Genomic DNA, 24,830 nt, shown 5'->3' on the forward strand with positions numbered 1-24,830 from the left:
AATTTTTTTAGTCGCTAAAATTGTATACGGACCGGGATAACCTGGTAAAAAATCCCTGCAGGGGGAGATCTGATGTGTCGAGGGAGCTGAATCGTTTGTACTTAATTTTTGGTTTTTGGATGATATCAGGGGAGGTATTCCTGTAATTTCCTGAAGAGAGCGAGCTTATCATTGGCTTTGTCTTTTGTCTCTTTCTCGATGCAGTCCATAATCCCGGTTATTGGCTTTGCCAGCTCGTAGACTCTGCTCGGCCGGCCGCTCTTGTGCTCTTGGGGGATCTCATGGCTTTTGACCCATGCCCGACACGTCAGGAACTTCATTGCCGAGCTGACTTCAGGCTGGCGCAGGTCGGTTCCGCGCTCGATGTCGCGGGAGGTTGCCCCGGTAGTATTTGCCAGGAATACCAGTACCATGGCAACCGTCCTTTGGATCCCGATCTTAACAAGGAGGTGCACAAATTCCACCTCCCTGTCCGTAAAATACATCACGTTCTTCGTTACCATGTATCCCTCTGCTCAAAGACGGTGTCATTTTCTCTGGCGGTGGGTCTTAAAAATTTTAACGATAAGAAATGCACCCCGCCAACCATCGACGCGAGGACATTACATCCCCATTTTTTACTTCGAATACAACTCCAGTTGATGAAAAATCTGTTGTGATTCGGTCGTCTTTCCGAGTTTGTGAAGGATATCTCCTTTATGGCGGAGTGCTTCAAGAGACCGGGGATTTATCTCAAGCGCCTTGTCAAAGGCATTCAGGGCCCTCTCATTCCTGCCGCACTTCTCCAGGATAACGCCCATATTATGCCAGGCCTGGATATTACTTGCCCGAATCTTCAGGGCCTTCTGGTATTCCAGAATTGCATCCTCAAATTTCCCCATGACAGAGAGCGAGTTAGCCTGTTCAAGATGCATAAGGTCTGTGATCTCTTCATGGATCTGGTTTATCCGTTTCGAAGAGAGCGATTTCAACGACGCTTGCGCTGCCGGGGAGGGTTCATTACTACCTTCGGAAGCTGGTTCTTTTTGTGAAATTTTCAGATAGGTATTGGTCAGTTCTCCCTTTGAACGACTGTCATCGACAACAGAAAACGCCACGAGAGCGCCGATTATTAATCCTTTTGTGTCGGTTACCGGAGAAAGCACGCAGTCCTTCAATAACTGCCGTCCTCCGTTCCGGGAGATGATGTACACATCTGAGGGGAACACTGAGACAACCCCTTTATTGAGTGTCGGGGAGATGTGAAGAATAAAAGGTTGATCCGTGATGGCATCATAAAACTGCAGGACTTCGTCAAGCGGTTTTAAGTATGCATCGCGGATGTTCCAGCCGGTCAACTGTTCCGCGTATGCATTGATCAAAATCGTTCTTCCGTTTTTGTCTATTGTTATGATCCCCCGATCCAGGATCTGAATTGTCCGGTTAAGCCAGATGGATGCCGTGCGTATACGCTCGTCGAATAATTTTTTTGCAGCAGCGATCTGGATCGTTGCATGAATGGTCTCCTTGACAAACGGTTTAACCAGGTACCCATACGGGTCGGTCTCTTTTGCCCGGCCAAGCGTGGCATCATCGGAGAATGATGTCAGGTAAATAACCGGAATCCCAAACCGTTTTTTAATTTGCGCTGCAGCATCAATCCCATCCATCTTACCTTCAAGCAGGATATCCATAAGGATGAGATCCGGATGATGCTGCCCGACGGCTTTTATTGCATTTTCTCCGGTTTTCACCCGCGCTATTACGGTGTACCCAAGGGAAACAAGGAGATCCTCGAGAATCTTGGCAATTATGACTTCGTCTTCAACAATCAGAATTTTTTCATGTACCATTATTTTTCCTCCTTTTGGGATGTGTAATCAAACGTAAACGTAAACGTAGTCCCGTTCTCGCGTTCAATCAGGATTTTTCCGTCAAGTTGATCCTGGCCGAGCAGGGATATGAGCTGCAAACCGACGGTCGATGCTTTTTTGTTCAGACAGGACTCGGGGATTCCGATTCCGTCATCATGGATAGAAAGGATCAGACCGTTGTTTTCTTTACGGTGGAATGCCAGGGAAATGGTCCCGATGCTCCGACCGGTAAAGGCGTGCCGGATACAGTTGGAAATGACTTCCGTGATGAGCAGCCCCAGGTGAAGCAGGGTGGACTGGTCAATCTGGATTTTATCGACAGAATATTTTACGTTGATGTACGTTTTTGTTCCGTATGCGCAGATCAGGCTATTAACAAGGTCCTTTATGTAGGTATCCAGACTGATATTGACAAAATCCTCTGATTTATAAAGCCGCTCATGGATAAGAACCATGGACCGGATGCGGGTCTCGGTATCGAGGACGATACGTGCAATCTCAGGCGACGAGACGGTCGATGCCTGGAACAGGAGCAGGCCGATAACGACCTGCAGGTTGTTCTTGACCTGGTGGTGGATCTCCCGTAAGAGTGCGTTCTTTGCGTCCAGCGATGCCTTCAATGCATCTTCCGTCTGTTTAAGATCGGTGATGTCACGTGATATGCAGAGAACCGCCCTGACGGTTCCATCCGGGTATTTTAATGGATTGAGTGCATGATCCAACCACCGTGTCACTCCCAAAAGCAGGATCTGGCTTTCGAACCGGCTCGGCTTACCGGTCGCAAAAACCATGTTCAGGTATTGCTGCTGCCCCAGACTAATTTCCGGTGGAAAGACAGCGCCCCGGTCCATGTTGATAATTTCTTCATACGTCTTCCCCAGTGCAGCGGCCGCATAGCTGTTGACGTATTCGATTCGATCCTGTGCATTAATGATGTAGATTAAGTCCTGCGAAGTCTCTGCGAGGGAATGGTATAATTCTTCGCTCTTTCTTACCCGCTCTTCAGTCTCTTTCTGTTCTGTGATATCACGGAGGACTCCGGTTCTTACGCCGGTTTTTCCCGTTGGATCTACGAGAAATGAACTATTGTCCTCAAACCAGACGATATTTCCCGCGCGATCTCTGGTACGGAAGGCTGTCCGTATCGGTTTACCGGTTAAAATCGTCGTTTTTCCTTCCTTGAGGATTCTCCCCAGATCTTCCTCCAGGATTATCTCCCTGATATTATGAGAAATGAAATCCTCCGGCATAAATCCGTACCTGGCAACCTGTGGTCCGATATACGTTATTATGCCCTGAGGATCGATGGAATAAATAATATCTAAGGTATTTTCTGTGAGCGTACGGTATTTTGCCTCTGATGCACGCAGTTTGTTTTCAACGTGTTTCAGTTCGTTGTATCTGACTCGCAGTTCCTCCTCCGTAGCGACGAGCTGCTGCTGGGTTGCCTGCTGTTCCTCTTTGAGATGTTGCTCTTCAGTTACATCCCTGATCGTGGCCTGAAGAACTTTTTCTCCGTTTATTTCAATGCGGTTAATCTGGATGGATGCGGGGAATTCCTGGCCCGTGAACCGTTTACATCTCCAGTCGAAAACAATGCGTCCTTCCTGAAATGCATGTTCGATTATTCTCCTGGCTTTTTCCAAAGACAGTTCCCCATCCGGTTGATAATGAGGGGAGATTTGCGGGAATTCTTTTGTGAGTAAATCCTCTTTACAGGACGCATTGAATAACTTCACTGATGCAATATTGCACGCGGTAACGCACCATGATGGTGGTTCAATGGTCAGGATTGCATCCCGTGACAATTCGAACATCATCTGGTAGAACTTGTTGTCACGGTGCATGACCTGAGGGGAGGTCTCCGGAACCATTATACCCCCTCCGGTAACGCCGGGTTAAAGGTAAAAGTGAAGGTCGTCCCGTTATTGCCTTCAATCTGGATTTCCCCGTTGAGCTGGTCGCGGCCAAGCATATAGATAAGCTGCAAACCCATCGTTGTTGGTTTTTCCCGCATGCAGGAATCGGGGATTCCGATCCCATCATCATGAATGGAAAGGATCAGACGATTAGTTTTTTCCCGGTGGAACACCACGGAAATGGTTCCGGTACTCCGATCAGGAAATGCATGTTTAAGTGAATTTGAGACAACTTCCGTGATAAGAAGCCCCAGGTGAATCAGCATAGGTTGATCGATCAGAAATTTATCGATACTATATTCGATAGTAATGGCAGTTTTCGTTTTGTACGTGTAGATAAGACTGTCAATGAGATCTTTTATATATATCCCCAGATCGATGTTAACGAAATCCTCGGACTTATAGAGCCGTTCATGGATAAGAACCATTGACCGGATGCGGGTCTCGGTATCGAGAACGATGCGCGCGATCTCAGGCGATGAGACGGTCGATGCCTGGAACTGGAGAAGACCGATGATGACCTGCATGTTGTTCTTGACCCGGTGATGGATCTCTTTAAGAAGCATATTTTTCTCTACAAGTGACGTTTTCAGTGCCTCTTGTGCAGTTTTTAGATCTGTGATGTCCCGGCCGACAGACTGGTACCCGACCAGCGTGCCGGTATCATCGAAAATAGCCCTGTCATTTCGCTGCTGCCAGCGGATGATCCCGGTCGGTATGATGACCCGGTACTCAATGGTCGCAAACGGGTGCTGCCGGGTCAGCGATCTGAGATGAGATTTCACGACATTACCGTCTTCACCGGGACTCTGTATCTCGAACCGGCGGCCGAGAATATGTTCCCGCAGTACACCAAAATACCGGCAGAATGCGTCGTTGACAAAGAGGAGGATCCCGTCAGGCCTGAACCGGGAGATGAGTTCAGTCTGGTCTTCAACCACATTCCGGAACCGTTCTTCACTCTCCATGAGGGCGCGTTCCGCTGTGCTCCTCCGGACCGCCTGCCGGATTTTATTCCCGAGATCGGCAAACTGCACCTTCGGATCCTCCCCTTTCTGGATGTAGAAATCCGCGCCGGCATTGAGTGCCTCAACAACCACATTTTCCCTGCCTTTCCCGGTAAAAATGATAAACGGGAGCGTGTTTCCCTGGTGCCGGAGTTGTTTTAAAAATGCGATGCCGTCTGTCTCTGGCATCTGGTAATCAGACACGACTGCGTCATATGTCCGTTCCATGAGCGCCTTCATTGCATCACTGACGGAAGTTACCGTGTCAACCCTGAATTCACCGGTACTCTCTAATAACTGCCGGGTTATGTCAAGCAGAGCAGGTTCATCATCAACGTACAGTACGTGGGTTATTCCTGCTGATACCGGGTCCTTTGTTGTCTGCAACTGCGGGGAGAACGGCAAGGGGGAGTTATTTTTTGTGTCATCATTCGGCGTGCAGGAAAGATTATTGACAATAGTACTCCTTCTGGAGGGGGTAATGAGATGCATTTTCAGGTTTTTCCCACCATTCATTTCCTGGTTCAAGGTCCGTCCCCCCCTCCGGTGTCATACTGCCCTGAAAGAGGTACCCTGTTTTCCCGCCGTTTCTTACGGCCACGGTTTATCGGATTCATGCTTTTGGATTGCTTCCCCAGTCAGCACCAGGTACTATCATGCATTCACTCCTGTTTTGGTACCGGGACGCCATGTGTTCATTCCAGGTTATCATATCCGAAAAAGTCTCCAGCATCAGGCATTCATGGTCGGTTAGTACAGGGTTGGATGAAAAAATATTGAAGAGAATGCCTTCCAGCATCTCATGCCAGGTAACCGGATACATGGCAACGGAGAACAGTCCTTCATTTTCGGCTTGCTTGATCCTGCCGTCCGGTGAGCAGGACCATCCTGAAGAAATCCTGCATTTTTTAATTTTTTGAGGCTTGATCTTTCTCCAGCTCTGATCATCCATGACATAATAGAGTGGAATCCCCCCGGCATGCCACACGGCAACGGGAGGTCCTGCTCTGTCAGAGTTCCGGTAATATGCAGTGAAAATTGCCGGGAGACACCTGCCGCACGTTTCAACAATGGCTTTGATATTTTCTTCAACGGTACTTTCCGGCAATAATTCAGAGCGTTTCAGAAGGGTATCGAGAGCCTTAACGCCAGCCGTTGCTTTCCGGTTGCATATAACCTGTCTGATCAGCTGGTGCACCTCAAAGAAGAATGCCAGGTAATCACGGCGGATCCTTAAAGAGAACACTGGTTGCCGGGGTATCCCTTTTTCAGGAACCTGCAGGGGATAACCTTTGTCCAGCAGGATAATGACCGGTGTCGTATCATCTTTGGGAAGTGCCGGTAGGATCTTTTCGGGTACGCTGATGCCGGTAATGTATTCCTTGGATATAATCACGTCATAGGTATGAAACGGGATCCATTCCCGGATGTAATTCAGGGTATCGAACGTTTCGACCAGGTAATCCCCGCGGCCTTCGAGATATTGTCTGCCATACTCCAGCATGGCATGATTGTCATTGATATAGGCTACCGAGATCATGCACTTCACCGACTCTTTTACCTGCACCGGGTACAGTTGTTTGTTTCCATCATCCGGTATCGGATCATACCTTCAGGGCGGGATATTTTTCATGGATAATATAAAAGAAAATTTACCCTGTTTTGAGAAGATAAAACCAAAGAAATTGCACAGCGATAAAAATACCATTAAATACTAGTTTGGATGTGCTCGGTTTTACTGATAAGAATTATTCTTAAAGTTCTGTTTCATTTATGGGGACTGTTTAACTATTACAAAAAGCAGGTAATACGATGGGGGCCTCCTCTTCAAACTCCCGTCAAGTGCAACAGAACCCATGCTCATGGACACGATGTCGTGTGGCGCCACGACCAGCCATCCTCAATTCCCATTTCCGATCACTGTTTTCCGGTCACCCGATGCCCGCGACAAGATACACCAGTTCAGACCATTGGTGATCCGATTTATTGAAGATCTCACTCATCAGGCCGTGACATTGTCGCAGTACACACCGAAAAAGTGTTAACCGGTTTACCTGCGCTTATTCCGACTTCACTCAATGGTATCCCGGTTGATATAGATCACGATAAGCATGATACAGAGCGCAGTCAAACCTGCGGCTACTATGATAACAATATAATTGCTTATCATCAGCAAACCGATTTCTGCGATTATAATACTGGCATTACCGAGGGCTCCCTGTTGGGGCAATCCTCCTGAAGCAACCCCCGTTTGTTTCTTTTGAGCCGTTTCGAGAGGCCTTAAAGATGTAATACCAAAGATAGACAATCCATGAGGAGACCGACATTCGAAGACCATAGCACCCTTCGCATCCATCCCCTTATAGGATGTGTCCAGAATCTCAACGGACTTATCCTCACCCCATCGTGCAATAAATACCGATTCAGTTCCGCCATGGTTTGTAACCCAGTTTGAGGGGACCGTCATGGTCACGAGTGCCGGCCCGGTTGCCACGAAGTTAGTCGTCTCAACGGTCATAACATAGGCAATTGCGTCAACCTGCCGGTTGTCATTCTGTGCAGCCAGCTGGAACGCGCTTTGTGTATCCGAGCTCACCGTATCAGAGAGAGTGGTGGTAATCACCGCATTTTCCGGAATTGTGGCAAGCGAAGCATCGATAGACACCGATACGGTACCAAAACTTAAGGTGGCGATCGAGGGAGTTGTGGTTATGCTGACCGATTGAACAGTGCCCGAAATTATTCCATTCTGTACCGAAGGGTTCCCGCTTGTCACAATCGTCTGGGTAAGACCGGGCTGGGTAATAGTGATCACGTTATTCTCGACAGTTACCGAAACACCGGATTGCGCCGCGAGGGTAGTGTCAAGGGTAAATGTCTGAACTCCTGAGGATCCCGTGATTGCGATCAGTCCTGCAACGGCCAATGACTGTACTGTTGTGGGTCCGTTCTGGGGGGGCGCCAGTATCGGCTGACCCTTCTGGGCGGATGGAGCTTCCGGCTGGCTGGCAACCAGGACACTTCCCCCAACACTCTCACCTCCACCTCCACCCGTGCTTCCGCCCCCTGTCCCCCCACTGGAACTGCTGCCCCCGCCTCCACCAGGTGTACTGCTGGAGGCCACGGCAACGATACCGAACGTGGAAATCCCGTGGGGCGAGATAGCTTCGAAATAATCGGTGGTACCCTGACTGCCGAGATACGTCGTACTGAGGACTTCTGGTGTTCCATCGTCTCCGAGCCGTATGATCTTTACGTTATTCACACTGCCGTCCGGGGCATTTGCGACCACCCAGGCATTATCGACACTTAAATTCAGGGTGACGCCGTATGAGTTCAGGTTGGCATCCAACGGTGCGGTGTTCTGGAACTCTACCGTATAGGCAATTGCCTTCACATCGAGATTGTTGTTTGTTGCTGCAACCTGAAAGGCATCAGCCACCGTGGCACTTGCTCCTTGGATAATACTCTGCTGGATGGTAACACCGGAAACAACCTGCTTCAGATCTATCTCGATCTGCGTGCTGACCGTGCCAATGGCACCACCGAGCGATGCGGTGACCGGATCGCTCTGCATGCTCACGCTCTGGATCGGGCCGGTACTGACATTGCCATTATCCGTAATGACGTTCGAGCCGACATATTGCAGTTTGGACCAGCCGTTGCCGGGATTACTGACAGTAACCGTATTTCCGTAAACCTGGATGGTTCCCTGGGTGAGTGCCTCGTTGAGGCTGACCTGCTGAACGCCGCCGACTGTCTGGATGGTGGTCCCGGTAAAGGTTGTCGACGGAGTGGCCGAAGAAACAACGGTATCTGAGAGAGCTAATGTCTGAAATGTGGAATCGGCGCTCGCATATCGTTCACCGTCAAGGTTGGTTGACACAGCCCGGAAGTGGTATACCGTATGTGATGACAGGCCGTTCAGGGTTATTGTGTGACTGATCCCCATTACCGTGTCAAAACCTATAGAACCATAACTGGTTGTGAGACCGTACTCAACTGTGCTGTTCGCATCACCGTTCGTATTCCAGGTAATTGTGGCATTGTCGGAACCGATTCCGGTGGCCGAAATATTATAAGCAATAAGTGGGATTGTTCCGGTAATCAGCACGTCACCTGTGTTTCCCGCATCTGCAGGAGCCCGGAGAAAGCCTGAAGTCAGACAGAGAAAAAAGCAGATAACGACCAAAACCAAAAAATTATTTCTCATTCATTTCCGTTTTCTGGCACTCTTCCCGACGGCAATACCGGCAATAATGAGTGATGTGAGAATCACGGTCAGGGAAAGGGGACTCTTGGTGGCTGTGGCCTGTGGTGCCGAGCTGCCACCGGTGGTTGACGATGAAACCATGACAGCCCAGACACTCAGGTGGTTGGTGGTGGCAGTCAGCGTTGTGCTCCCGGTATCTACCTGCGTGGGCAGGATCACCCACGCATTCTGGGCAGCGTCGTAGTAGGTGAGTTTCAGGTGGGATGCATCTCCGCCGGCAGCTGCAAGATCATCCGCAGAATATTTCACCTGAACTGTGGCGTCCTTGCTGAGTAACCCGGAGAGCCCGGTAATCTCAAAACAGGTTGCCCCAAGCGTTGCACCCGCTGGTGCGGAGGGAAGTTGATCTCTGGTATACGGTTTTAATGTCACCACAGCATCACCTAGTACCGCGCCCTGCGGAAACATGATCGAATACCGGCCATCCGGGGATGTCAGGGTTCCTGCGCTTCCCGGTGTGAGCGTGATGTTAGACTCTGTCACCGGGGGGATGTAATTCGTTTTTACAGTAAATGTCGTAGTCTTCTCATCAAGAACCGTGCCGCTTTCAAGAAGAACTTTGGAATCTGCGGTGTAGGTCCCTACAGGGAGGTTCTGGATTGTGGGAGTTGCGATATACTGGACAGTACTTCCCGGGATAATGGCATAAACTGAGGGTTGGGTTGAAAAGTTTCCTACGTGGTTCCCGTTTGCATCGCTTATTGTGACGATGTTCACTGTATGATAATAGTGATAATTCCCGTTATTATTGAGCGTTGTTGTAACTGAAATCAGCTGGCCGATGGTTACATCGCTCACAGAAAGGTTGGTGATGCTCCCTGTCTCTGTTGGTGTTGAGCCGGAAATTGTAACCATTACAGGGACCATTATTGCAGTGGTGAATGATTTTCCCTTACCTGGCAGAGCGTGAATATAAATGAGAGCATACCTTCCGCCCGGGCCGGAATTTACAGGAATCGTGATTTTTGCATTTACGCTCTGTGCAACACCGGGTTCAAGGTGAAGAGAGCTGTTATCAAGCGTGATAAAGGAACGAGCAGAATAAGGACTTACATCATCTTTCGAGGTTAAAGGAGTATAACCCTGATCCATATTCTGACCAAAACCGAATACCTCCACCGATATGTCAGTCGGGTCTTCCCCGGAACCGATACTCACCGTCATGGTGTGAATATCAGTTCCACCCGGACTGATGCTGCCCATATACTTGGCTCCCGACACACTGATTGCGGATACTATGGGCATACATGCCATGAATAGGATCAACATTGCTAGAATAGGGATTATTCCAGAAAGGAATTTTTGAAACCGGAGTGTCATTGTATATCTCTTCCTGCCAAATTGGTGATAAACGATACAAATCTTTTTTTCCCTATAATCAGGAAAAGCCTCCGGAGAAGGTGACGACAAGCCTATATACACGATCATTGGTCAGGTGCATATCTGAGTAGATTACCTGCTGGGAGACATTAATTGGGATAGTAACGGGGGTGTTTATAACGGATCCCGTCACGATATTTTGATTTGTGTTACTAAGGCTGATCGCGGACCCCACGGAATACCCTGACCCCGCTGAAGCGGCAACATTCATATTATTAGTCAGAACATGAGGATTCGTAACATAGGACGAGGATGTCGTATTCCATTCTGCTAAATGACCAGCAGAAGATTCCGGTTTGTTGCCATCCAGAGCATCGTTCACTTTCACGTACCATGGCTGAGTATCCGATTGCACGGTTAATGAGATAGATGATGCATCGTTGTTTGGACTTGTTACCGGATTTAAAGCCCAATTATTAATAGTTCCTGACTCATCGATGGATATTGTCGACGCGGATGCTTGGGAAACACATATAAACGTGAGAACTAGGAATAAAGGAACAGAAAATATCATTCTACGAAATTTCCGAGAATAATTTTTCATGCCCTACTCCATAAGATGATTGGATATAAGTAAAAAATTTGTAGAGTGTACTGTTTTAACATTCAGGTTGCGGTACCGGTAAACGTAACAATTATTCTGTAGACATGATTGCTTCCCAGTACCTGATCGGTATAAGCAACCGGTTGAGTAAAGGTAAGTGGTGTTGTTGTGAATGTGCCGGTACCGGTTGAGTCACTTGCCCCTGTTTCAATAGTCTGATCGGTGTTGGATAGTATAACAGGTGATCCGGGGTTGCCGGTAATCCCAGTTACCGATGCACTTTCAACCTTAAGGGGTGATCCCAGGTGAGTTGTTCCCCATAAATTTGTATTGGTATTATAGTCTACCAGATATCCTGCGTTAGGCTTTGAATTTGATCCAGTATCCTGATCTAAAGCATCTTTAACTGCTACCGTCCACCCCGGGTCATTAGATGACACCGTTAGGGTTACATCTGATGCATCTATTTTCGGGCTGTTTGTTGGATCTAAAGCCCAATTAGTGATCCCACCATTAACCGTAACGGATATCACCTTCGATGGATTTGCCGTAACTGTCGCAGTATTACCTGCCATCACCGGTGTAATCATCACTGCAAACGCTATGACCAGAAGGCCAGCAATAATCAATAGTTTTGTTTTCATGTTCGAAAACCCCCTCTTACGATCGAAACGATCGTATAACAAGGATTCTACCAATCTGGAGATGATAAAATCAAAGAAATTGCTCAACAATGAAAATACTATTAAATACTTGTTTTATATATATCCTCAATTCAATGAGAGGATCTGCTGAAATACGGGATATCATTGTATCCTTTCTGAAGACAACCAACAAACCGGTGTCAATTTCTGCTCTCGCCCGAAAAACCGGCATTTCACGAAATACACTCTCAAAGTATCTCGATGGAATGGTAGTGAACGGTAGTGTCTCAATTATACATCATGGGATGGCAAAAAAGTTTTACATTCATTCAAAGGAATCGCCCGGCCACACGGAAAACAATATTCAGGAATTAATTCTTATCATCGATACTTCCCGGTCCCTGTTAATCTTTGATAAAACATGCCAGAAAAATTCGATCTCCCGTTTAACTTCTGAACAAACAGAAGAACTTCAGTTCCCACAGGAAATATCTGCAGTTCTTGAGTCCGGGCAATTTCTTCAATGGCTTTCCGGGATAAAAACGGCAGAGGGATCTCTTCACTCTCTTTATGAAATCAAAAAAACGGATGATGCTAGTAGTGCCGTGATTCTCTACCGGGCTTTTCCCATTCCTCTTGAGGGGATAGAACCTCTCGTGGTAGTGTATACGACGCGATCCCACAAAACGACCCCCCGGGGAGCAAGGAACTGTACTTATCCTCCCTTCGATGAGAGTACCACAGAGACCGATGATTGTATCATTATTTTACAGGATATGTATATTGTCCATGCCAGCCCGTCATTTTCCAGGATCCTCGGAAGACCGCTTGATTCAATAAAAGGGTGCAACATCAAACGTTTTTTTCAGGCATCATCAGGGCTTGCGCTTGAAAACTGCATCTCATCCATCAGTAAAGGAATATGTACTACCACTCCACCACTGGATATTACTCTGGTTAGTCCGGAAACGGGAATCGCAGGGAACTATTCATTCCACTTTGGATGGATTCCCTATATGGACTCACGGGCAGTGATTGGGGTGCTTCGTAAGACAACTTCCCAACGTATGGAAACAACTCTTTTACAACAGGTATCTTCGGAATGGGATAATTACCTGAAGGAGCTTTTAACCCGACTCCAGATTTATGAGAGGGAATCGTGCGCAGTATTGATACCCTGGGCACTGGAGTATTTGCATTCACTTCTCAATTCCGATGAATGCATTCTGGACATATATATCCGGGATATGGATAATTTCCGTTGTTCGTATTGCTGGCGTGCATCGCAAACCTCACATGGCACCGATACCGGATTAAAATCGTTGGATGTATCCTCCTCTTCTCTATTACCATTTGAGAAACTAGATTCGGTGACTCAGAGGTTCATTTCAAAGAATTATGAAGGGTTATTACGAATTCCGATCAGGAAAAACAAAGAGACTCTGGGATGGTTCAGCTGGCATCCCAAATCCTATGGGGATGCATCCGTGATTGATCGGGAGAAACTTGAAATGATTTGCACGCTTCTGGCATTGAAAGTATGGCATCAGCAATGCATAGAGAGAGCCCAGGCAAGTCAACAGGGATTCAATGAGGTTTTTGGAAAGGTAACCATATAGGTGCTGCTGGAACAGCACTGATGCATGTAACGTATCATCCGTTGCAAGAGTACTGTTGCGTCCGCTGTTGACCGGATAATTTTAACGCAGGAACTCCCGCTCACTAACGATGAACGCACCGGAACCGGTTCTCCACCGATAAAAAGACTCAAAAAAAATAATAGTATTACTTTGGCACCGGGTTGAACACGTTCTCGTAGATCATGTCGCTGCCGGTATTCTTAAGCCGTGCCCTTTCTGTTTTCTCCTCGACAAATGCCATGAGCGGCAGTTCCATGGAAACACCCGGGACGTGGCCGAACATCTTTTCGAGTTCAACCTGCTGGGCATGCATGAAGAGCGCGTTTGGGATCTCTGCCGGGCAGAGTTCCTGGCACTGGCCGCAGTTCACGCAGGAATCTGCGATGTGGGCGAACCGGATGAGGTGGAACATGAAGTCTGGCGGTACCTCGCCGGGCTTTACATAGACCGGGTTCTTTGTTGTGCAGTCAACGCAGTAGCAGATCGGGCAAGCGGAGATGCACGAGTAGCACTTGATGCATCGGCTGGTCTCCTCCATGATCTTCTTTAACCGGTCCTTGCCTTCGCCAAGACCGGTAAAGTCCTTTGCCCGGCACTTGTCGCCGAGCTTGAACATGGCGCCTTCGACTTTCCCGCGGATCTCGAGGCCCTTGGGGTTTGCTGCCTCGGTCGCAAGGAGCCCCTTCTTTACCGCACCATCGATGAGGTTTGCACCCTTCTCGGAGCAGACTTCAACAAAGGTCGCTTTTCCGGCGCGTGGACCGATGACACCCCAGTTACCGCAGGCAAGGTCTGCCTGGCGTGGGATCTTCATCTTGCAGCGGCGGCAGTTGGGCCGGCGGCCGTACCCGTGCTCTTCGAGTTCGTCAACGGAAATACCCTTGTGTCCGCCTTCGTACTCGATGATGAACTGACCCTTGTCGATCTCTTCCTTGTGGACCGTGTCGGGGTCGACTTCGTACTTCTCGGCAATCATCTTACGGGCAAGGACCGGGCTGACCGACCCTCCGCAGTTGACACCGATCATGACGACATTGTCGAGGTTGATCTGCTTGCGCTTTGCAAGTTCGTAGAATGCCATCGCATCGCAGCCCTTGACGGTGACGCCGATCTTCATGTTTTCTGCGCCATCGAAGTACTTCTTGATGAGCTTCGGGAGGAGGAGCGTACCGCAGTGGAGCGAGCCGGCGGTTGTCGCGAGCTGTGCCGGGTCGGTGATCAGGGTCGGCTTTGCATCGTAGAGGTCCTTACCTTTTGAGATGACAAGGACCGCGTCGACCATCTTTGATTCCAGTGCATACTTCCAGAGGGTGGTGACCGCACCACCGAGCTCGGCTTTCTTCTGGATCTCTGCGTCGTTTGTCCACGCGTAGATCATGTCGCCTTTCTTTGCCATGGTTAGTTCCCTCCTGTGGATTTCTCGATTTTGACAGCCGCAGCGTTGATGGCGGCGGGCATTGAGACGACACCTTTCTTGATGCCTTTCGTTACATCGGCTGCAAGCTCGAGTGAGCCTGCCTTACCGGTGACCTTGACGCGTGAACCGTCCCGGACACCCAGTGCCTTTGCATCGTCGGCATTGATCTGGACTCTTGCCTCGGGCCACTCGCGCATGATGGAGGAGGTGTTCTTTGAGAGCGTACCCATCGGCCACTGTGCGGCCACCGCGAACGGGAACTCTCCCGCTGCTGCCTCGACGGCCTTGTACTCGACTGCGGCAAAGGCGGCCTTGCCGTCCTTGGTGCCGAACTTGTCTGCATAGAGAATTGCTGTACCGAATACACCACCGGCCTCCGGCCACTGGATGGCCTCCGGCCTCTCGAGTTTCGCATAGGTAATGCCTGCATAGGCAGGAACGGTCTTTGCAATCTCGCCAAAGATGGCTTCAGCGTCCTTGAACGCGAAGTCCTTCTCGTGGCCCATGGCCTTTGCGATCTCGCTTGTGATCTGCCAGTCGGGCTTTGAGGAGCCGACGGGTTCGATGGCCTTGCGGATCCGCTGGACACGGCGCTCGGCGTTCGTGACGGTACCGTCGCGCTCTGCAAAGGAGGCAGAGGGAAGAACGACATTTGCCTTTGCGGCGGTCTCGGTCATAAAGAGATCCTGCACGACCAAAAAGTCGAGCTTGCCAAGGGCATCGGCGACATGGGCGCCTGCCGAGGCGATGTTCTCCCCGACAACGTACAGTGCCTTGATCTTGCCGGCTGCTGCCGCTTCGATCATGGCCGGGACGGTAAGGCCACCCTCACCGGGGACTGCGCCGACATCGGCTGCACCCTGTGCGTTGGTCTTGCCGCGGAGGAGGTTGACTCCTGCGCCGGCTTTACCGACATTGCCGGTGACCAGCTGGAGGTTTGCAAGGGCCCGGATCAGGTCTCCTGAGCCTGCGCCTGCGGAGGTGACGACTGCTGCCGGCTGTGCTGCGGCAAACATTTCGGCTGCCTTTGTGACAACATCAGCATCGATACCGGCGACCTTTGCGACCGCGTCGGGAGTGCAGGCTGCTGCTGCGGCCTTTGCCTTCTCGAAGTCCTTGGTCTTCTTTGCAATGAAGTCTTTGTTCTCTTTTCCGGCCTTGATGATCGCGGTGATGATACCATTCACGAGCGCGACACCGGTGCCCGGGTTGCAGGCAATGTGGATGTCAGCGAGCCGTGCAGTGGCGGTCTTGCGGGCGTCGGCGACGATGATCTTTGCGCCGTTCTGCTTTGCAATAATAATTCTCCGTCCTGCAAGCGGGTTTTCCTCTAAGGGGTTGCTGCCCACGATAAGAATTGCCTTTGCCTCGGAGAGGTCGGCAAGCGAGTTGGTGGTAGCCCCACTGCCGAATGCATCAGCAAGGCCCTTGACCGCGTCGGCATTGCAGCGCCGGCCGCAGTAGTCGATATTTGCGGTCTTGAGCACGTTTGCCGCGAAGTTCTTTAAGACAAAGGAGTCCTCGTTGCTGTTCCGGGCTGATGCGACAACACCGATTGCATCTCCTTTGACGGACTTGAATGCAGCGGCGATCTCCTTGTACGCGTCTTCCCAGCTGGCTTCCTCAAACTTGTCGCCCTTCTTGATGAGGGGTGCCACAAGCCGGTCGGGGCTGTTGACAAACTCGTAGGACTTGTTCCCGCGGATACAGACCTTACCCTCGTTCACCGGGTTGCGGTGCCACGGGGAGATCCCGACAAACTTGCCGTCTTTTACGACAAGGTTGACACCGCACCCGTTGCCACAGTAGGGGCAGGTGCTTGGTACATATTTGAAATCCATGTTCTAACCTCGAACAACAACGGTCTGTCATGAACATATTTAATGCTGTTCAAATGAATTAAAAATATGATGATTATTAGTGGGTTTAGGTGTGGACATCCCGGTAAAAGACAGGTGCGGGCGGGTCCGCGATCGCGCAGCCGGTACAGGGTTCCGGCAGTCAGCCCCGTTCGCGGTCTTCTCGGGGTGTGCAGCGGCAGGGTACCGGGCTTCTCAATTCTCGCACCTGTACCGGTTCGCGCATGGCGGGCCCGCAGGGTGCCGGTGAGATGAAACCCCCCCGCATTCCCCCGATGCTTTCGACAATTGTCCAGGCAGGACTTGTGGCAGTCGATGGCGTAACTTTTGGAGAACTGAACGCCTGCCCGGTCTGCGGAGGACCGGTATCGGGATACGACACTAAAAAAAGGGTGTTTGCCGTGATCCGCGAAGGCGCAGAGGAGCGCACCATCAGGGTTGTGGTAAAAAGGTTTTACTGCCGCAGGTGCGATCGCATTTTCAATGCCGATGAACCGTTCTATCCGGACACCCGGATCGGTTCACCGGTGATCGACATCTGCCTCTCTCTTGCGACCATCATGCCGGTGAGCCGTACGGCAACATGGCTCGATGCGATGGGTGTTGTCGTCAACCGGACCAGCTGCCGGTTGTATGTCCGGGAGCACGCCCACGCTATCCCCTCATCAGATCTCTTTGGTATCAGGATGCCGATGTCGGTGGTTGCACTCTCCACCCTTGCAGCCCGGGCTGGAGCGGCAAGTCCCATCAGCGGGGCAGATGTCCTTGCCGCCTGCAATTACCCGTATGCGGGCCGGGTGGCACGTAATCTGCCGGTTCCTGACGGTGAACATGAAGAACAGGATTCAAGTGAAGAGAAAATAGAACGAAACGGGTAACACCCGGAGAGCGGGTGCAGGACTGGGGGAGCCTGCACCGGCCACAGGCTTATTTTCCCCGTGTCCGTAAGGATATTTCCCGGACCGCATAGGCGGGCAGTGCATCGGCAGCTTCTCCGAGTTCCTGCATAAGATTGATCCCGCCGCATTCACGTGCAAAAAGCGCCGCGCCAATACCCGCCACAATAACTGAAGAGGCATTGCATTCTTCTGCCACGCGGCGCACGGTGTCGCAAACGAGCGCCCGCTGCCGGGCCCAGAACTCCGCTGCGATCTGCAGGGCACCATCATTTCCAATCTCCTCGAGATCTGCGCAGACCACCCGGGCAAGCCGGCGGAGAGACGCGGCAGGCGTCTTCTCCTTGTGGTCCGGTGTGTCGCAGGTATATTCCTCCGCAGTTATGTGTCCGAGCACGAGGTGGACATCGGCACTCGCGGCAAAATACTCCGTGCTGACCGGTGTCACTGTTCCCGCAAGGTCCACGGATGAAATGAGGGTTGCTACCGGGGTCCGGAGCATTCCGGTGTACACGAGGTATCCTCGCTGCAGCCTTGAGAGGTCAGAGAGGCCCACGAGATCAGGAAAACGGGAGAGCGGGATAATGTCTGCAGTTGTGCTCCCCACATCGAGCAGCACCGCATCCGGGTACTTTTCCCGGAGGAAATCAGCGGATGCCAGCCAGTTTGCAGCGGCAAGCGCCGGCACCGGGCCATCATGGAATTGTGCATCGGTGCCGTAGAACAAGGCGTCAGGAAAAACTTCCTGCACCGCACGGGTGATGAATGTTATTCCCTGCAGTTTGTTCTCAAAGCAGTCGGCAAGCTCGCCGCTCATCACAACCGCTGCGGCCCCGTCATTCCGGCTTGCGTACTGCCGCAGCAGATCGGTGATCGGGGCACCGGTCCAGAGCGGGCAGTAGTGGATGTGGACGCCGTTTTCGTCCGCAACCTTGAGGTTTGCACCTCCTACATCGATACCGATCATGCCGGCGTGACCGTCCCGTGCGTGTCGAACCGCACTTTCCCGGTCAGGTGGACCTCTTTTGGCGCGCTGCCGTGCGAGGCTTCCACGAGCAGTGCGGCAATCTCCTCTTCCATGCAGGCTGCAATTCCGACAAGGCTCGTGGTAATCCGGGGGTTCACATCAACGATATAGACTTTGTCCGCAAGAACGACATCGATGCCGCAGTATCCCTGGCAGCCGAGCACGGTCGCGGCTTTTACTGCGGTCTCGATGATCTCCTGTTCGTGTGCGGGATGGACCGGTGTCTCCCCGCCGTTGTAGGAAAATGCGCCATCGCACCCAAGGGTAACAAACTGCCGGTTGATGGCAAGGACAAGCGGCGGGTTACCGGAGAAGTACAGGCAGGCTTCACCGACAACCCGGCTCATGATAAGACTGACCGAGTAGTGCTCGCCCTCGATATATTCCTGCGCGAATTCTCCTGTGCCCGGTGCATCCATGGTGAGGCGTACACCTTGTGAATCACAGCCGGCCACCGGTTTTACAATATGCCTGCCTTCGCCTGCCTCTCCCGGCACCGGGATGCCGTGGTTTTTTAAGAGTTTTCCCGTTGTCACTTTGTTTGCACAGAGTGCGGCATTCATGCTGCCGCACCCGAGGTTGTGGGAGTACTGTTCGACCGGGAGGGTAAATTTTGCAAGCAGGGAATCGGGTGCAATCACAAGGCCCATGTCGCAGCCAGGAGCGAGTCGCACGATTTCCTCGTAAAAATCCCCGGTCCCCGGCAGTACCACATCGTAGCCGCACCGGGTAAAACTTTTGTGCAGGACATCAAGCATTGCCGCCCCTTCAGGAGCAAGGGCGGGATCGCAGGCAGTTGTGTACTCGGCGAGCAGGACTTTCATTGCAGGTACTATTGCACCTGCATAAAATTACCCTATCCGTTTCCCTGTCCGCGACCGGCCCTGATCGGTGAGTTATTTGATAAGGCGGCGCTATAAGTACCCGTTGCTTATGAAACCCGCGATCCTCCTCACCAATGATGACGGCGTGAACTCCCTTGGTATCTGGGCGGCCTACGAAGCGCTCGCCCCGATCGCGGATGTGACCGTGGTCGCGCCGGCGACCCAGCAGAGCGCGGTCGGCCGCTCGATCTCGATCTTCGAGCCCATCCGGGCAAACAAGATTAAGATCAACGGTTTTAACGCATGGGCGGTTGCGGGTAAGCCCACCGATGCGGTGATCATCGGGCTGTACGCGCTGAAACTTGCGCCGGTCCTCGTCGTGAGCGGGATAAACATCGGTGAGAACCTCTCGTTTGAATCTATCATGACATCAGGTACTATGGGCGCGGCCCTTGAAGCGTCCAACCAGGGGACAAAAGGGATCGCGTTTTCCCTGCAGGTGGAAGACCAGGGTGACAAGTTTGACGATCCTGGCCAGTCAGCGCAGAGTTTTGATGAGGCAAAGAAGGTCGTGCGGGACGTGGTCAGCCGCGTGCTGAAATCCGGTTTCTGCCCGAATGCGGATGTGATCAATGTCAACATCCCCTCAAAGATCAGCGGAGGATACGAGGTTACCCGGCTCGCCCGCAAGCTCTTCCACACCGGTGTCGAAAAACGGCTCGACCCCCGGGGCCGGCCGTATTTCTGGATCAACGGCCCGCTGTACGAAGATGCCGAGGAAGGCACAGATGTGCATGCGGTCAGGAAGGGCAATGTCTCGATCACGCCCATCACGCTGGACTGCACCGCGTACGCGGCAGATGACGAGACGAAAAAGATTTTTTTTGATTAATCTCAACTGACAATACCTGTTTTATCTGGTAAAAGACGGTTTTCCTTTTTTACAGAAACTCCGGTTGAGATCTCATGTCTGTCACGGCTGATATCATCATTGAAATATGATAGACGCCACCGCACCAAAAAGGGACGCCCCCGCGGCGGATCAGTGACATAAAAATATTAAAATAAAATCCCTTGCCCCGCCGTGCCCCGGAGGGGCCCTGAGGCGGGGAGGCATCGTATTCTCTGAATGATTTTGTTATTCATGTGCTAGTGGGTTGGATCATTCCTGTTTTTCCAGTTCCGCCCTTCACCAGTTTTAATTATCCCGGCACCGAACCCTATCATTGACATGGCTGGCACAACAGAAGCAGTCGCCGCGGCGAAGCGTGCCGCGGGATACCAGGCCGCAGACCTGGTGGAGGACGGCATGGTGATCGGTCTTGGGACCGGCTCCACGGTTTTTTACGCGATCGAATGCCTCTCCGGCCGGATCAGGGACGGGCTCTCGGTTTCGGGTGTCCCGACCTCTTACCAGACGGCAATGAGGGCGCGCGAGTACGGGGTTTCCCTGACCACGCTGGATGATAACCCGGTGCTCGATCTTGCGATCGATGGCGCCGACCAGATCGATCCGCAGTTCCGTATGATTAAGGGACGCGGCGCAGCCCTTACCCGGGAAAAATGCGTGGCTGCAGCCGCCTTCCGGTTTATTGTCGTGGCAGATGAGGCCAAGATGGTGCCCCGGTTGTCCGGTGTGGTACCGGTTGAAACGATCCCGTTTGCAACAAAGACAGCGATGGCGCAGCTGCGGGGGCTTGGGTGCCGGCCGTTCATCCGTGAAGCGGTGAAAAAGGACGGCCCGGTTATAACGGACAACGGGAACTTTATTGTCGACTGCCAGTTTGAGGAGATCGCTGATCCTGCGGCCCTTGAAGCGGCCATAGCGATGATCCCCGGGGTTGTCGAAAGCGGGATCTTTTCCCGGTTTTGCGGGAACACGACGGTTATTGTCGGGAATGAAAAAAAGTGTACGATACTGACATCAGACGATGTAGTCTCGTAATTTCTGTATCATGGCGAGCTGGTTGGTCGCCTCTTTCTTCTTCTCTTTTTCGATGCTGTCCATGATATCCGTGATGGGCTTTGCAAGTTCGTAGATCTTGACCGGGCGTCCCTTGCTCTCGGCCTTGCTCTCGCGGCTGGATATCCAGCCCTGCTCCAGTAAGTAGCGCATGGCGATACTTACTTCGGGCTGGCGCAGGTCGGTTCCCCGTTCGATCGCACGCGATGTTGCTTCGGGAATATTGGCTAAGAATACCAAGACCTTTGCCACGTTTTTCTTTGTTCCGATCTCGATGAGAAGGTTCGCAAACTCTTCTTCCTTCTCGGTGAAATACATTACATTCTCTGTTCGCAAACTATTCTCCTCCACATTATACACACTGATATTTCAATACAATTTATCTTGAAAATCTTATATATAGACTATGATTGATACACAATGAGAGATAAATTTATATAATATTGTTTTAGGTGTTTTTAAAAAACGCTCGTAAAATTTCGGGTAAAACTCATTAAATCCATTTTAAAATAACCGGTTTCCATCCGGCAGAGATCTTTAATAAAAAGTATTACATCAGGCCAAGGCTGCGGAGATCCGCGAGGATCTTCACCACGGCTTTCTTTGCGTCATCCGTTACCTTGCCACCGGTGATGATCAGTTTTCCCGAGCCGAAGAGAAGGACGACAACCTTGGGGTCTTCAAGACGGTAGACCAGCCCCGGGAACTGTTCGGGTTCGTACTCGATCCGGTCAAGGTTAAACCCGACCGCGATCTTGTTGAGGTTAATCGGGGTCGCAAGATCGGCAGAGGTGACGATGTTCTGGACCTTGTAGGTAAGTTTTTTTGGGATATCGATATTGAAACTGCGGAGCTGGTTTCCGAGAATCGTGAGCCCTTTTGAAAGGCTGTCGAGACTCTTTGCTCCGGTCAGAACCACCTTTCCCGAACCAAAGACAAGCGCAGCAATCTTCGGGTTCTGCATGCGCAGCACGACGCCGGGGAACCGTTTCTTGTTATATTCCGCACCATCGATCTTGGATGCAAGTTCCGGCAGGTCGAGATAATCGGTCACTTTTGCGGAAGCAACGATGTTTTCTATCTTGAGGGAATCCTCTGGTTTGACCTTCATGGCATCTATCTCCTTTTTGTTAACGATGTCTTTTCTCAATCGGGGAGATCGTTTTTAGTCTATCCCCGTATATAAAGCATATAAAGAAAGGCAAGCGCGATATAAAAATGCATCGGGTTACCCATCGGGGCTCGCATAACGGAAGGGACTTCGGGCAGGATCCGTTTTTGTCAAAAGCCTGACCATGTGATCTCCCGTCAGGATAACATTTTTTTATGCTCTGTGGAGACCGTCAGGGTAACGTGCCCTTCATAGGTCATTTTTGCGAATGCCGGTGGCACAACCGGGAATGATGCATGGGTACTCTGGATTGGATGATCCTCTGAACAAATATCCGGCCCGGTGCTGGTTGTCGGGCACAAAACCTTCGTCCTAATAAAAAAGTGATGAACCCGGGGCCGGGCTGATATCACTCGTCAAGCGTGGAGATGTCTCCGGGGTCCATGCCCATCTCTTTTGCCTTGAGGATGCGCCGGACAATCTTGCCGCTCCGGGTTTTGGGGAGCGAGTCCGTAAACTCGATCTCCGAAGGCATGGCAATGGGCCCGAGTGTTATCCGCACGTGGTAGATCAGTTCGTTCTTGAGCTTCTCGCTTGGGGTATGGCCGACCCGGAGCGTAACAAACGCCTTGATCGTATTCCCTTTGAGGGGGTCGGGCTTCCCGATCACGGCCGCTTCCGCAACTGCCTTGTGGGACACAAGCGCACTCTCGACCTCGGCCGTCCCGATGTTGTGGCCCGAGACAATGATAAGATCGTCTGATCTTCCGATCACCATGATGTAGCCATCCTCTCTCCTGATCGCGAGGTCACCAACCTGGTAGCATCCGGGAATCGTCTCCCAGTACTTGCGGTACCGCTCGTCATTATTCCAGATCGTCCGCATCATGGAGGGCCACGGCTGGCGGATCACCAAAAAGCCGCTCTTCCCCGGCTCGACGCTTTTGCCCTCCTTATCCACGACATCTGCCACAACGCCGGGAACAGATTTGCCCACATACCCCGGCCGCATGGGTTCGCCAAGCACCGTGGTTACCATATGCATGCCGGTCTCGGTCTGCCACCAGGTATCCACGATGGGGCACCGGTCCTTCCCGATCACGTGGTAGAACCACTCGAATGCCTCAGGGTTGAGCGGCTCGCCGACCGATCCGAGAACGCGCAGGGAGCTGAGGTTGTACTTGTCCGGCCATTCCTGCCCGAGTTTCATGAACATCCGGATCGCGGTTGGCGCGGTGTACAGGATGTTGACGCCGTACTCTTCAACGATCTTCCACCAGATCCCCGGGTCCGGGTAATCTGGCGTACTCTCGGTGATGAGGATCGTGGCGCCGACCGAGAGCGGGCCGTAGACCACGTACGAATGACCGGTGATCCAGCCGGGGTCTGCGGTGCACCAGTAGACATCGTGCTCCTTGATGTCGAAGATGTACTTGGTTGTATAGTATACGCCGACCATGTACCCGCCGCAGGTATGGACAATCCCCTTCGGGGCACCGGTCGTCCCGCTTGTGTACAGGATAAAGAGCGGATCTTCCGCATCCATGACTTCTGCCGGGCAGTCATTGTCCACGTCCGCCATCACATCGTAGAAATCGATCTCCATCTCGCTGTGGAGTTCGACCGGGATACGCTGCTCCCGGCGCAGGATGATCAGGTGCTCGACCATAGGCGCATTGATGATCGCTTCCTGGATGACATGCATGAGAGGGATCGACTTGCCTCGCCGGATCGCCATATCGGCGGTGATCACAATCTTCGCACCGGCGCCGACGATCCGCTGGTTGAGGGCCGCCGAACCATATCCCCCGAATACCACAGAATGGATCGCACCGATCCGGGTGCAGGCGAGCATGGCGATAACCTGTTCGGGGATGACCGGCATGTAGATGCAGACCCGGTCGCCTTTTACCACGCCGAGTTTCTTTAAACCGTTTGCAAACCGTTGCACTTCCCGGTACAACTGCCGGTAGGTAAAGACCCGTTCTTCGTTGTTGTGCTCGCCTTTCCAGATCAGTGCAACCTTGTTGCGCCGCTCGCCCAGCACGTGCCGGTCCAGGCAGTTGTACGTGATGTTGGTCTTGCCGTTCACGAACCATTTCGCGTACGGGTAATTCAACTCGCTGACTTTATCATAGGGTGAAAACCAGTGGAGTTTCTTTGCGATGTTGTCCCAGAATTTGTCAGGGTCCTTGACAAATTCATTGTAGGTCCAGGTGTAATCTCCCATCCAGCTGTGCACGCGGTATGAAGGATCCGGTGTGTAGTACTTTGGCTGCTGGCCGGAATCTGCGCTCTTGTCCATAACACACTCCTAATCTACATTATCAATAATGATGAATTAAAGTTAATCTTTGTGGTCAGAATAGCCAAAATCGCTCAAATATTCGCCCGTTTACCCTATCTCGCGCATTGCTTACAATTCAGCACATTTAAATGAGGCATCGCCAAATTTCTTATTATATCATTTAAT

The 24,830-nt window shown here is 51.5% G+C and carries 20 protein-coding genes; 5 read left to right on the plus strand and 15 right to left on the minus strand.

Features of this window, described 5'->3' with window-relative positions; all coding sequences use genetic code 11:
* Positions 1-125 precede the first annotated feature (125 nt).
* From WCE46_RS06380 to WCE46_RS06415, 8 genes are all read right to left on the minus strand, one after another.
* Positions 126-503 (minus strand): ArsR family transcriptional regulator, encoded by a 378-nt coding sequence (locus WCE46_RS06380; RefSeq protein WP_424732864.1) that lies wholly within the window; start codon positions 501-503, stop codon positions 126-128.
* 114 nt (positions 504-617) lie between these two features.
* Entirely contained in the window at positions 618-1,832 is a 1,215-nt protein-coding gene (locus WCE46_RS06385) for a response regulator (protein WP_424732865.1), read from the minus strand.
* The gene (locus WCE46_RS06390; protein WP_424732867.1) at positions 1,832-3,727 is read right to left on the minus strand and encodes a PAS domain S-box protein; all 1,896 of its coding nucleotides are present in this window, start codon (positions 3,725-3,727) and stop codon (positions 1,832-1,834) included. Before WCE46_RS06390 ends, WCE46_RS06385 begins: the two co-directional genes overlap by 1 nt.
* Positions 3,727-5,271 (minus strand): response regulator, encoded by a 1,545-nt coding sequence (locus WCE46_RS06395; RefSeq protein WP_424732868.1) that lies wholly within the window; start codon positions 5,269-5,271, stop codon positions 3,727-3,729. The genes WCE46_RS06390 and WCE46_RS06395 overlap by 1 nt, the downstream gene beginning before the upstream one ends.
* Positions 5,272-5,392: 121 nt before the next feature.
* Positions 5,393-6,328: a hypothetical protein gene (locus WCE46_RS06400; protein WP_424732869.1), complete on the minus strand. Its 936-nt coding sequence runs from the start codon at positions 6,326-6,328 to the stop codon at positions 5,393-5,395.
* A gap of 522 nt (positions 6,329-6,850) precedes the next feature.
* Positions 6,851-8,893: a hypothetical protein gene (locus tag WCE46_RS06405; protein WP_424732870.1), complete on the minus strand. Its 2,043-nt coding sequence runs from the start codon at positions 8,891-8,893 to the stop codon at positions 6,851-6,853.
* Positions 8,894-8,992: 99 nt separating this feature from the next.
* On the minus strand, positions 8,993-9,907 hold the full coding sequence (locus tag WCE46_RS06410; RefSeq protein WP_424732871.1) for a hypothetical protein: 915 nt from the start codon (positions 9,905-9,907) through the stop codon (positions 8,993-8,995).
* Between the two features lie 1,131 nt (positions 9,908-11,038).
* A complete protein-coding gene (locus WCE46_RS06415; RefSeq protein WP_424732872.1) occupies positions 11,039-11,620 on the minus strand; it encodes a hypothetical protein in 582 nt (193 codons plus the stop codon).
* 134 nt (positions 11,621-11,754) lie between these two features.
* Here WCE46_RS06415 and WCE46_RS06420 point away from each other — a divergent pair, with 134 nt between their 5' ends.
* Positions 11,755-13,239 (plus strand): hypothetical protein, encoded by a 1,485-nt coding sequence (locus WCE46_RS06420; RefSeq protein WP_424732873.1) that lies wholly within the window; start codon positions 11,755-11,757, stop codon positions 13,237-13,239.
* 166 nt (positions 13,240-13,405) lie between these two features.
* Here the strand turns inward: WCE46_RS06420 and WCE46_RS06425 are convergent, their stop codons facing one another.
* Positions 13,406-14,656, minus strand: coding sequence for a Coenzyme F420 hydrogenase/dehydrogenase, beta subunit C-terminal domain (locus WCE46_RS06425; RefSeq protein WP_424732874.1), 1,251 nt, complete (start codon positions 14,654-14,656; stop codon positions 13,406-13,408).
* Positions 14,657-14,658: 2 nt separating this feature from the next.
* Positions 14,659-16,518, minus strand: coding sequence for a molybdopterin oxidoreductase family protein (locus WCE46_RS06430; RefSeq protein WP_424732875.1), 1,860 nt, complete (start codon positions 16,516-16,518; stop codon positions 14,659-14,661).
* 91 nt (positions 16,519-16,609) lie between these two features.
* Here WCE46_RS06430 and WCE46_RS06435 point away from each other — a divergent pair, with 91 nt between their 5' ends.
* Positions 16,610-16,786, plus strand: a complete 177-nt coding sequence (locus tag WCE46_RS06435) for a hypothetical protein (RefSeq protein WP_424732876.1) — start codon at positions 16,610-16,612, stop codon at positions 16,784-16,786.
* A gap of 1 nt (position 16,787) precedes the next feature.
* Positions 16,788-17,414 (plus strand): hypothetical protein, encoded by a 627-nt coding sequence (locus WCE46_RS06440; RefSeq protein ID WP_424732878.1) that lies wholly within the window; start codon positions 16,788-16,790, stop codon positions 17,412-17,414.
* A 49-nt stretch (positions 17,415-17,463) separates the two neighbouring features.
* Here the strand turns inward: WCE46_RS06440 and WCE46_RS06445 are convergent, their stop codons facing one another.
* Both WCE46_RS06445 and WCE46_RS06450 read right to left on the minus strand, forming a co-directional pair.
* Complete coding sequence (locus WCE46_RS06445; protein WP_424732879.1) at positions 17,464-18,399, minus strand: hydantoinase/oxoprolinase family protein; 936 nt, start codon at positions 18,397-18,399, stop codon at positions 17,464-17,466.
* On the minus strand, positions 18,396-19,283 hold the full coding sequence (locus tag WCE46_RS06450) for an ATP-grasp domain-containing protein (protein WP_424732880.1): 888 nt from the start codon (positions 19,281-19,283) through the stop codon (positions 18,396-18,398). Before WCE46_RS06450 ends, WCE46_RS06445 begins: the two co-directional genes overlap by 4 nt.
* Positions 19,284-19,392: 109 nt before the next feature.
* Here WCE46_RS06450 and surE point away from each other — a divergent pair, with 109 nt between their 5' ends.
* Complete coding sequence (gene surE / locus WCE46_RS06455; RefSeq protein ID WP_424732881.1) at positions 19,393-20,175, plus strand: 5'/3'-nucleotidase SurE; 783 nt, start codon at positions 19,393-19,395, stop codon at positions 20,173-20,175.
* 339 nt (positions 20,176-20,514) lie between these two features.
* Positions 20,515-21,228 carry a ribose-5-phosphate isomerase RpiA gene (rpiA, locus tag WCE46_RS06460; RefSeq protein WP_424732882.1) on the plus strand — a complete coding sequence of 238 codons (714 nt, stop codon included), beginning with the start codon at positions 20,515-20,517 and terminating at the stop codon, positions 21,226-21,228.
* Here rpiA and WCE46_RS06465 read toward each other — a convergent pair.
* The 3 genes from WCE46_RS06465 to acs all read right to left on the minus strand — a co-directional run bounded on the left by WCE46_RS06465 (position 21,208) and on the right by acs (position 24,662).
* A complete protein-coding gene (locus WCE46_RS06465; protein ID WP_424732883.1) occupies positions 21,208-21,582 on the minus strand; it encodes an ArsR family transcriptional regulator in 375 nt (124 codons plus the stop codon). The two genes, rpiA and WCE46_RS06465, sit on opposite strands and share 21 nt — an antisense overlap.
* 214 nt (positions 21,583-21,796) lie before the next feature.
* Complete coding sequence (locus tag WCE46_RS06470; protein WP_424732884.1) at positions 21,797-22,357, minus strand: TATA-box-binding protein; 561 nt, start codon at positions 22,355-22,357, stop codon at positions 21,797-21,799.
* A gap of 409 nt (positions 22,358-22,766) precedes the next feature.
* The gene (acs, locus tag WCE46_RS06475) at positions 22,767-24,662 is read right to left on the minus strand and encodes an acetate--CoA ligase (RefSeq protein WP_424732885.1); all 1,896 of its coding nucleotides are present in this window, start codon (positions 24,660-24,662) and stop codon (positions 22,767-22,769) included.
* Positions 24,663-24,830: the final 168 nt, after the last annotated feature.

It is taken from the genome of Methanoregula sp., assembly GCF_049690535.1.
Taxonomy (GTDB): Archaea; Halobacteriota; Methanomicrobia; order Methanomicrobiales; family Methanospirillaceae; genus Methanoregula.

What these genes read in the sequence shown, in the direction of transcription:
- WCE46_RS06385 (WP_424732865.1), bottom strand. Translation starts at nt 1,832, where the DNA reads ATGGTACATGAAAAAATTCTGATTGTTGAAGACGAAGTCATAATTGCC.
- WCE46_RS06425 (WP_424732874.1), bottom strand. Translation starts at nt 14,656, where the DNA reads ATGGCAAAGAAAGGCGACATGATCTACGCGTGGACAAACGACGCAGAG.
- WCE46_RS06395 (WP_424732868.1), bottom strand. Translation starts at nt 5,271, where the DNA reads ATGCATCTCATTACCCCCTCCAGAAGGAGTACTATTGTCAATAATCTT.
- WCE46_RS06380 (WP_424732864.1), bottom strand. Translation starts at nt 503, where the DNA reads ATGGTAACGAAGAACGTGATGTATTTTACGGACAGGGAGGTGGAATTT.
- WCE46_RS06440 (WP_424732878.1), top strand. Translation starts at nt 16,788, where the DNA reads ATGAAACCCCCCCGCATTCCCCCGATGCTTTCGACAATTGTCCAGGCA.
- WCE46_RS06410 (WP_424732871.1), bottom strand. Translation starts at nt 9,907, where the DNA reads ATGGTTACAATTTCCGGCTCAACACCAACAGAGACAGGGAGCATCACC.
- WCE46_RS06415 (WP_424732872.1), bottom strand. Translation starts at nt 11,620, where the DNA reads ATGAAAACAAAACTATTGATTATTGCTGGCCTTCTGGTCATAGCGTTT.
- WCE46_RS06450 (WP_424732880.1), bottom strand. Translation starts at nt 19,283, where the DNA reads ATGAAAGTCCTGCTCGCCGAGTACACAACTGCCTGCGATCCCGCCCTT.
- rpiA (WP_424732882.1), top strand. Translation starts at nt 20,515, where the DNA reads ATGGCTGGCACAACAGAAGCAGTCGCCGCGGCGAAGCGTGCCGCGGGA.
- surE (WP_424732881.1), top strand. Translation starts at nt 19,393, where the DNA reads ATGAAACCCGCGATCCTCCTCACCAATGATGACGGCGTGAACTCCCTT.
- WCE46_RS06470 (WP_424732884.1), bottom strand. Translation starts at nt 22,357, where the DNA reads ATGAAGGTCAAACCAGAGGATTCCCTCAAGATAGAAAACATCGTTGCT.
- WCE46_RS06445 (WP_424732879.1), bottom strand. Translation starts at nt 18,399, where the DNA reads ATGATCGGTATCGATGTAGGAGGTGCAAACCTCAAGGTTGCGGACGAA.
- WCE46_RS06430 (WP_424732875.1), bottom strand. Translation starts at nt 16,518, where the DNA reads ATGGATTTCAAATATGTACCAAGCACCTGCCCCTACTGTGGCAACGGG.
- acs (WP_424732885.1), bottom strand. Translation starts at nt 24,662, where the DNA reads ATGGACAAGAGCGCAGATTCCGGCCAGCAGCCAAAGTACTACACACCG.
- WCE46_RS06420 (WP_424732873.1), top strand. Translation starts at nt 11,755, where the DNA reads ATGAGAGGATCTGCTGAAATACGGGATATCATTGTATCCTTTCTGAAG.
- WCE46_RS06390 (WP_424732867.1), bottom strand. Translation starts at nt 3,727, where the DNA reads ATGGTTCCGGAGACCTCCCCTCAGGTCATGCACCGTGACAACAAGTTC.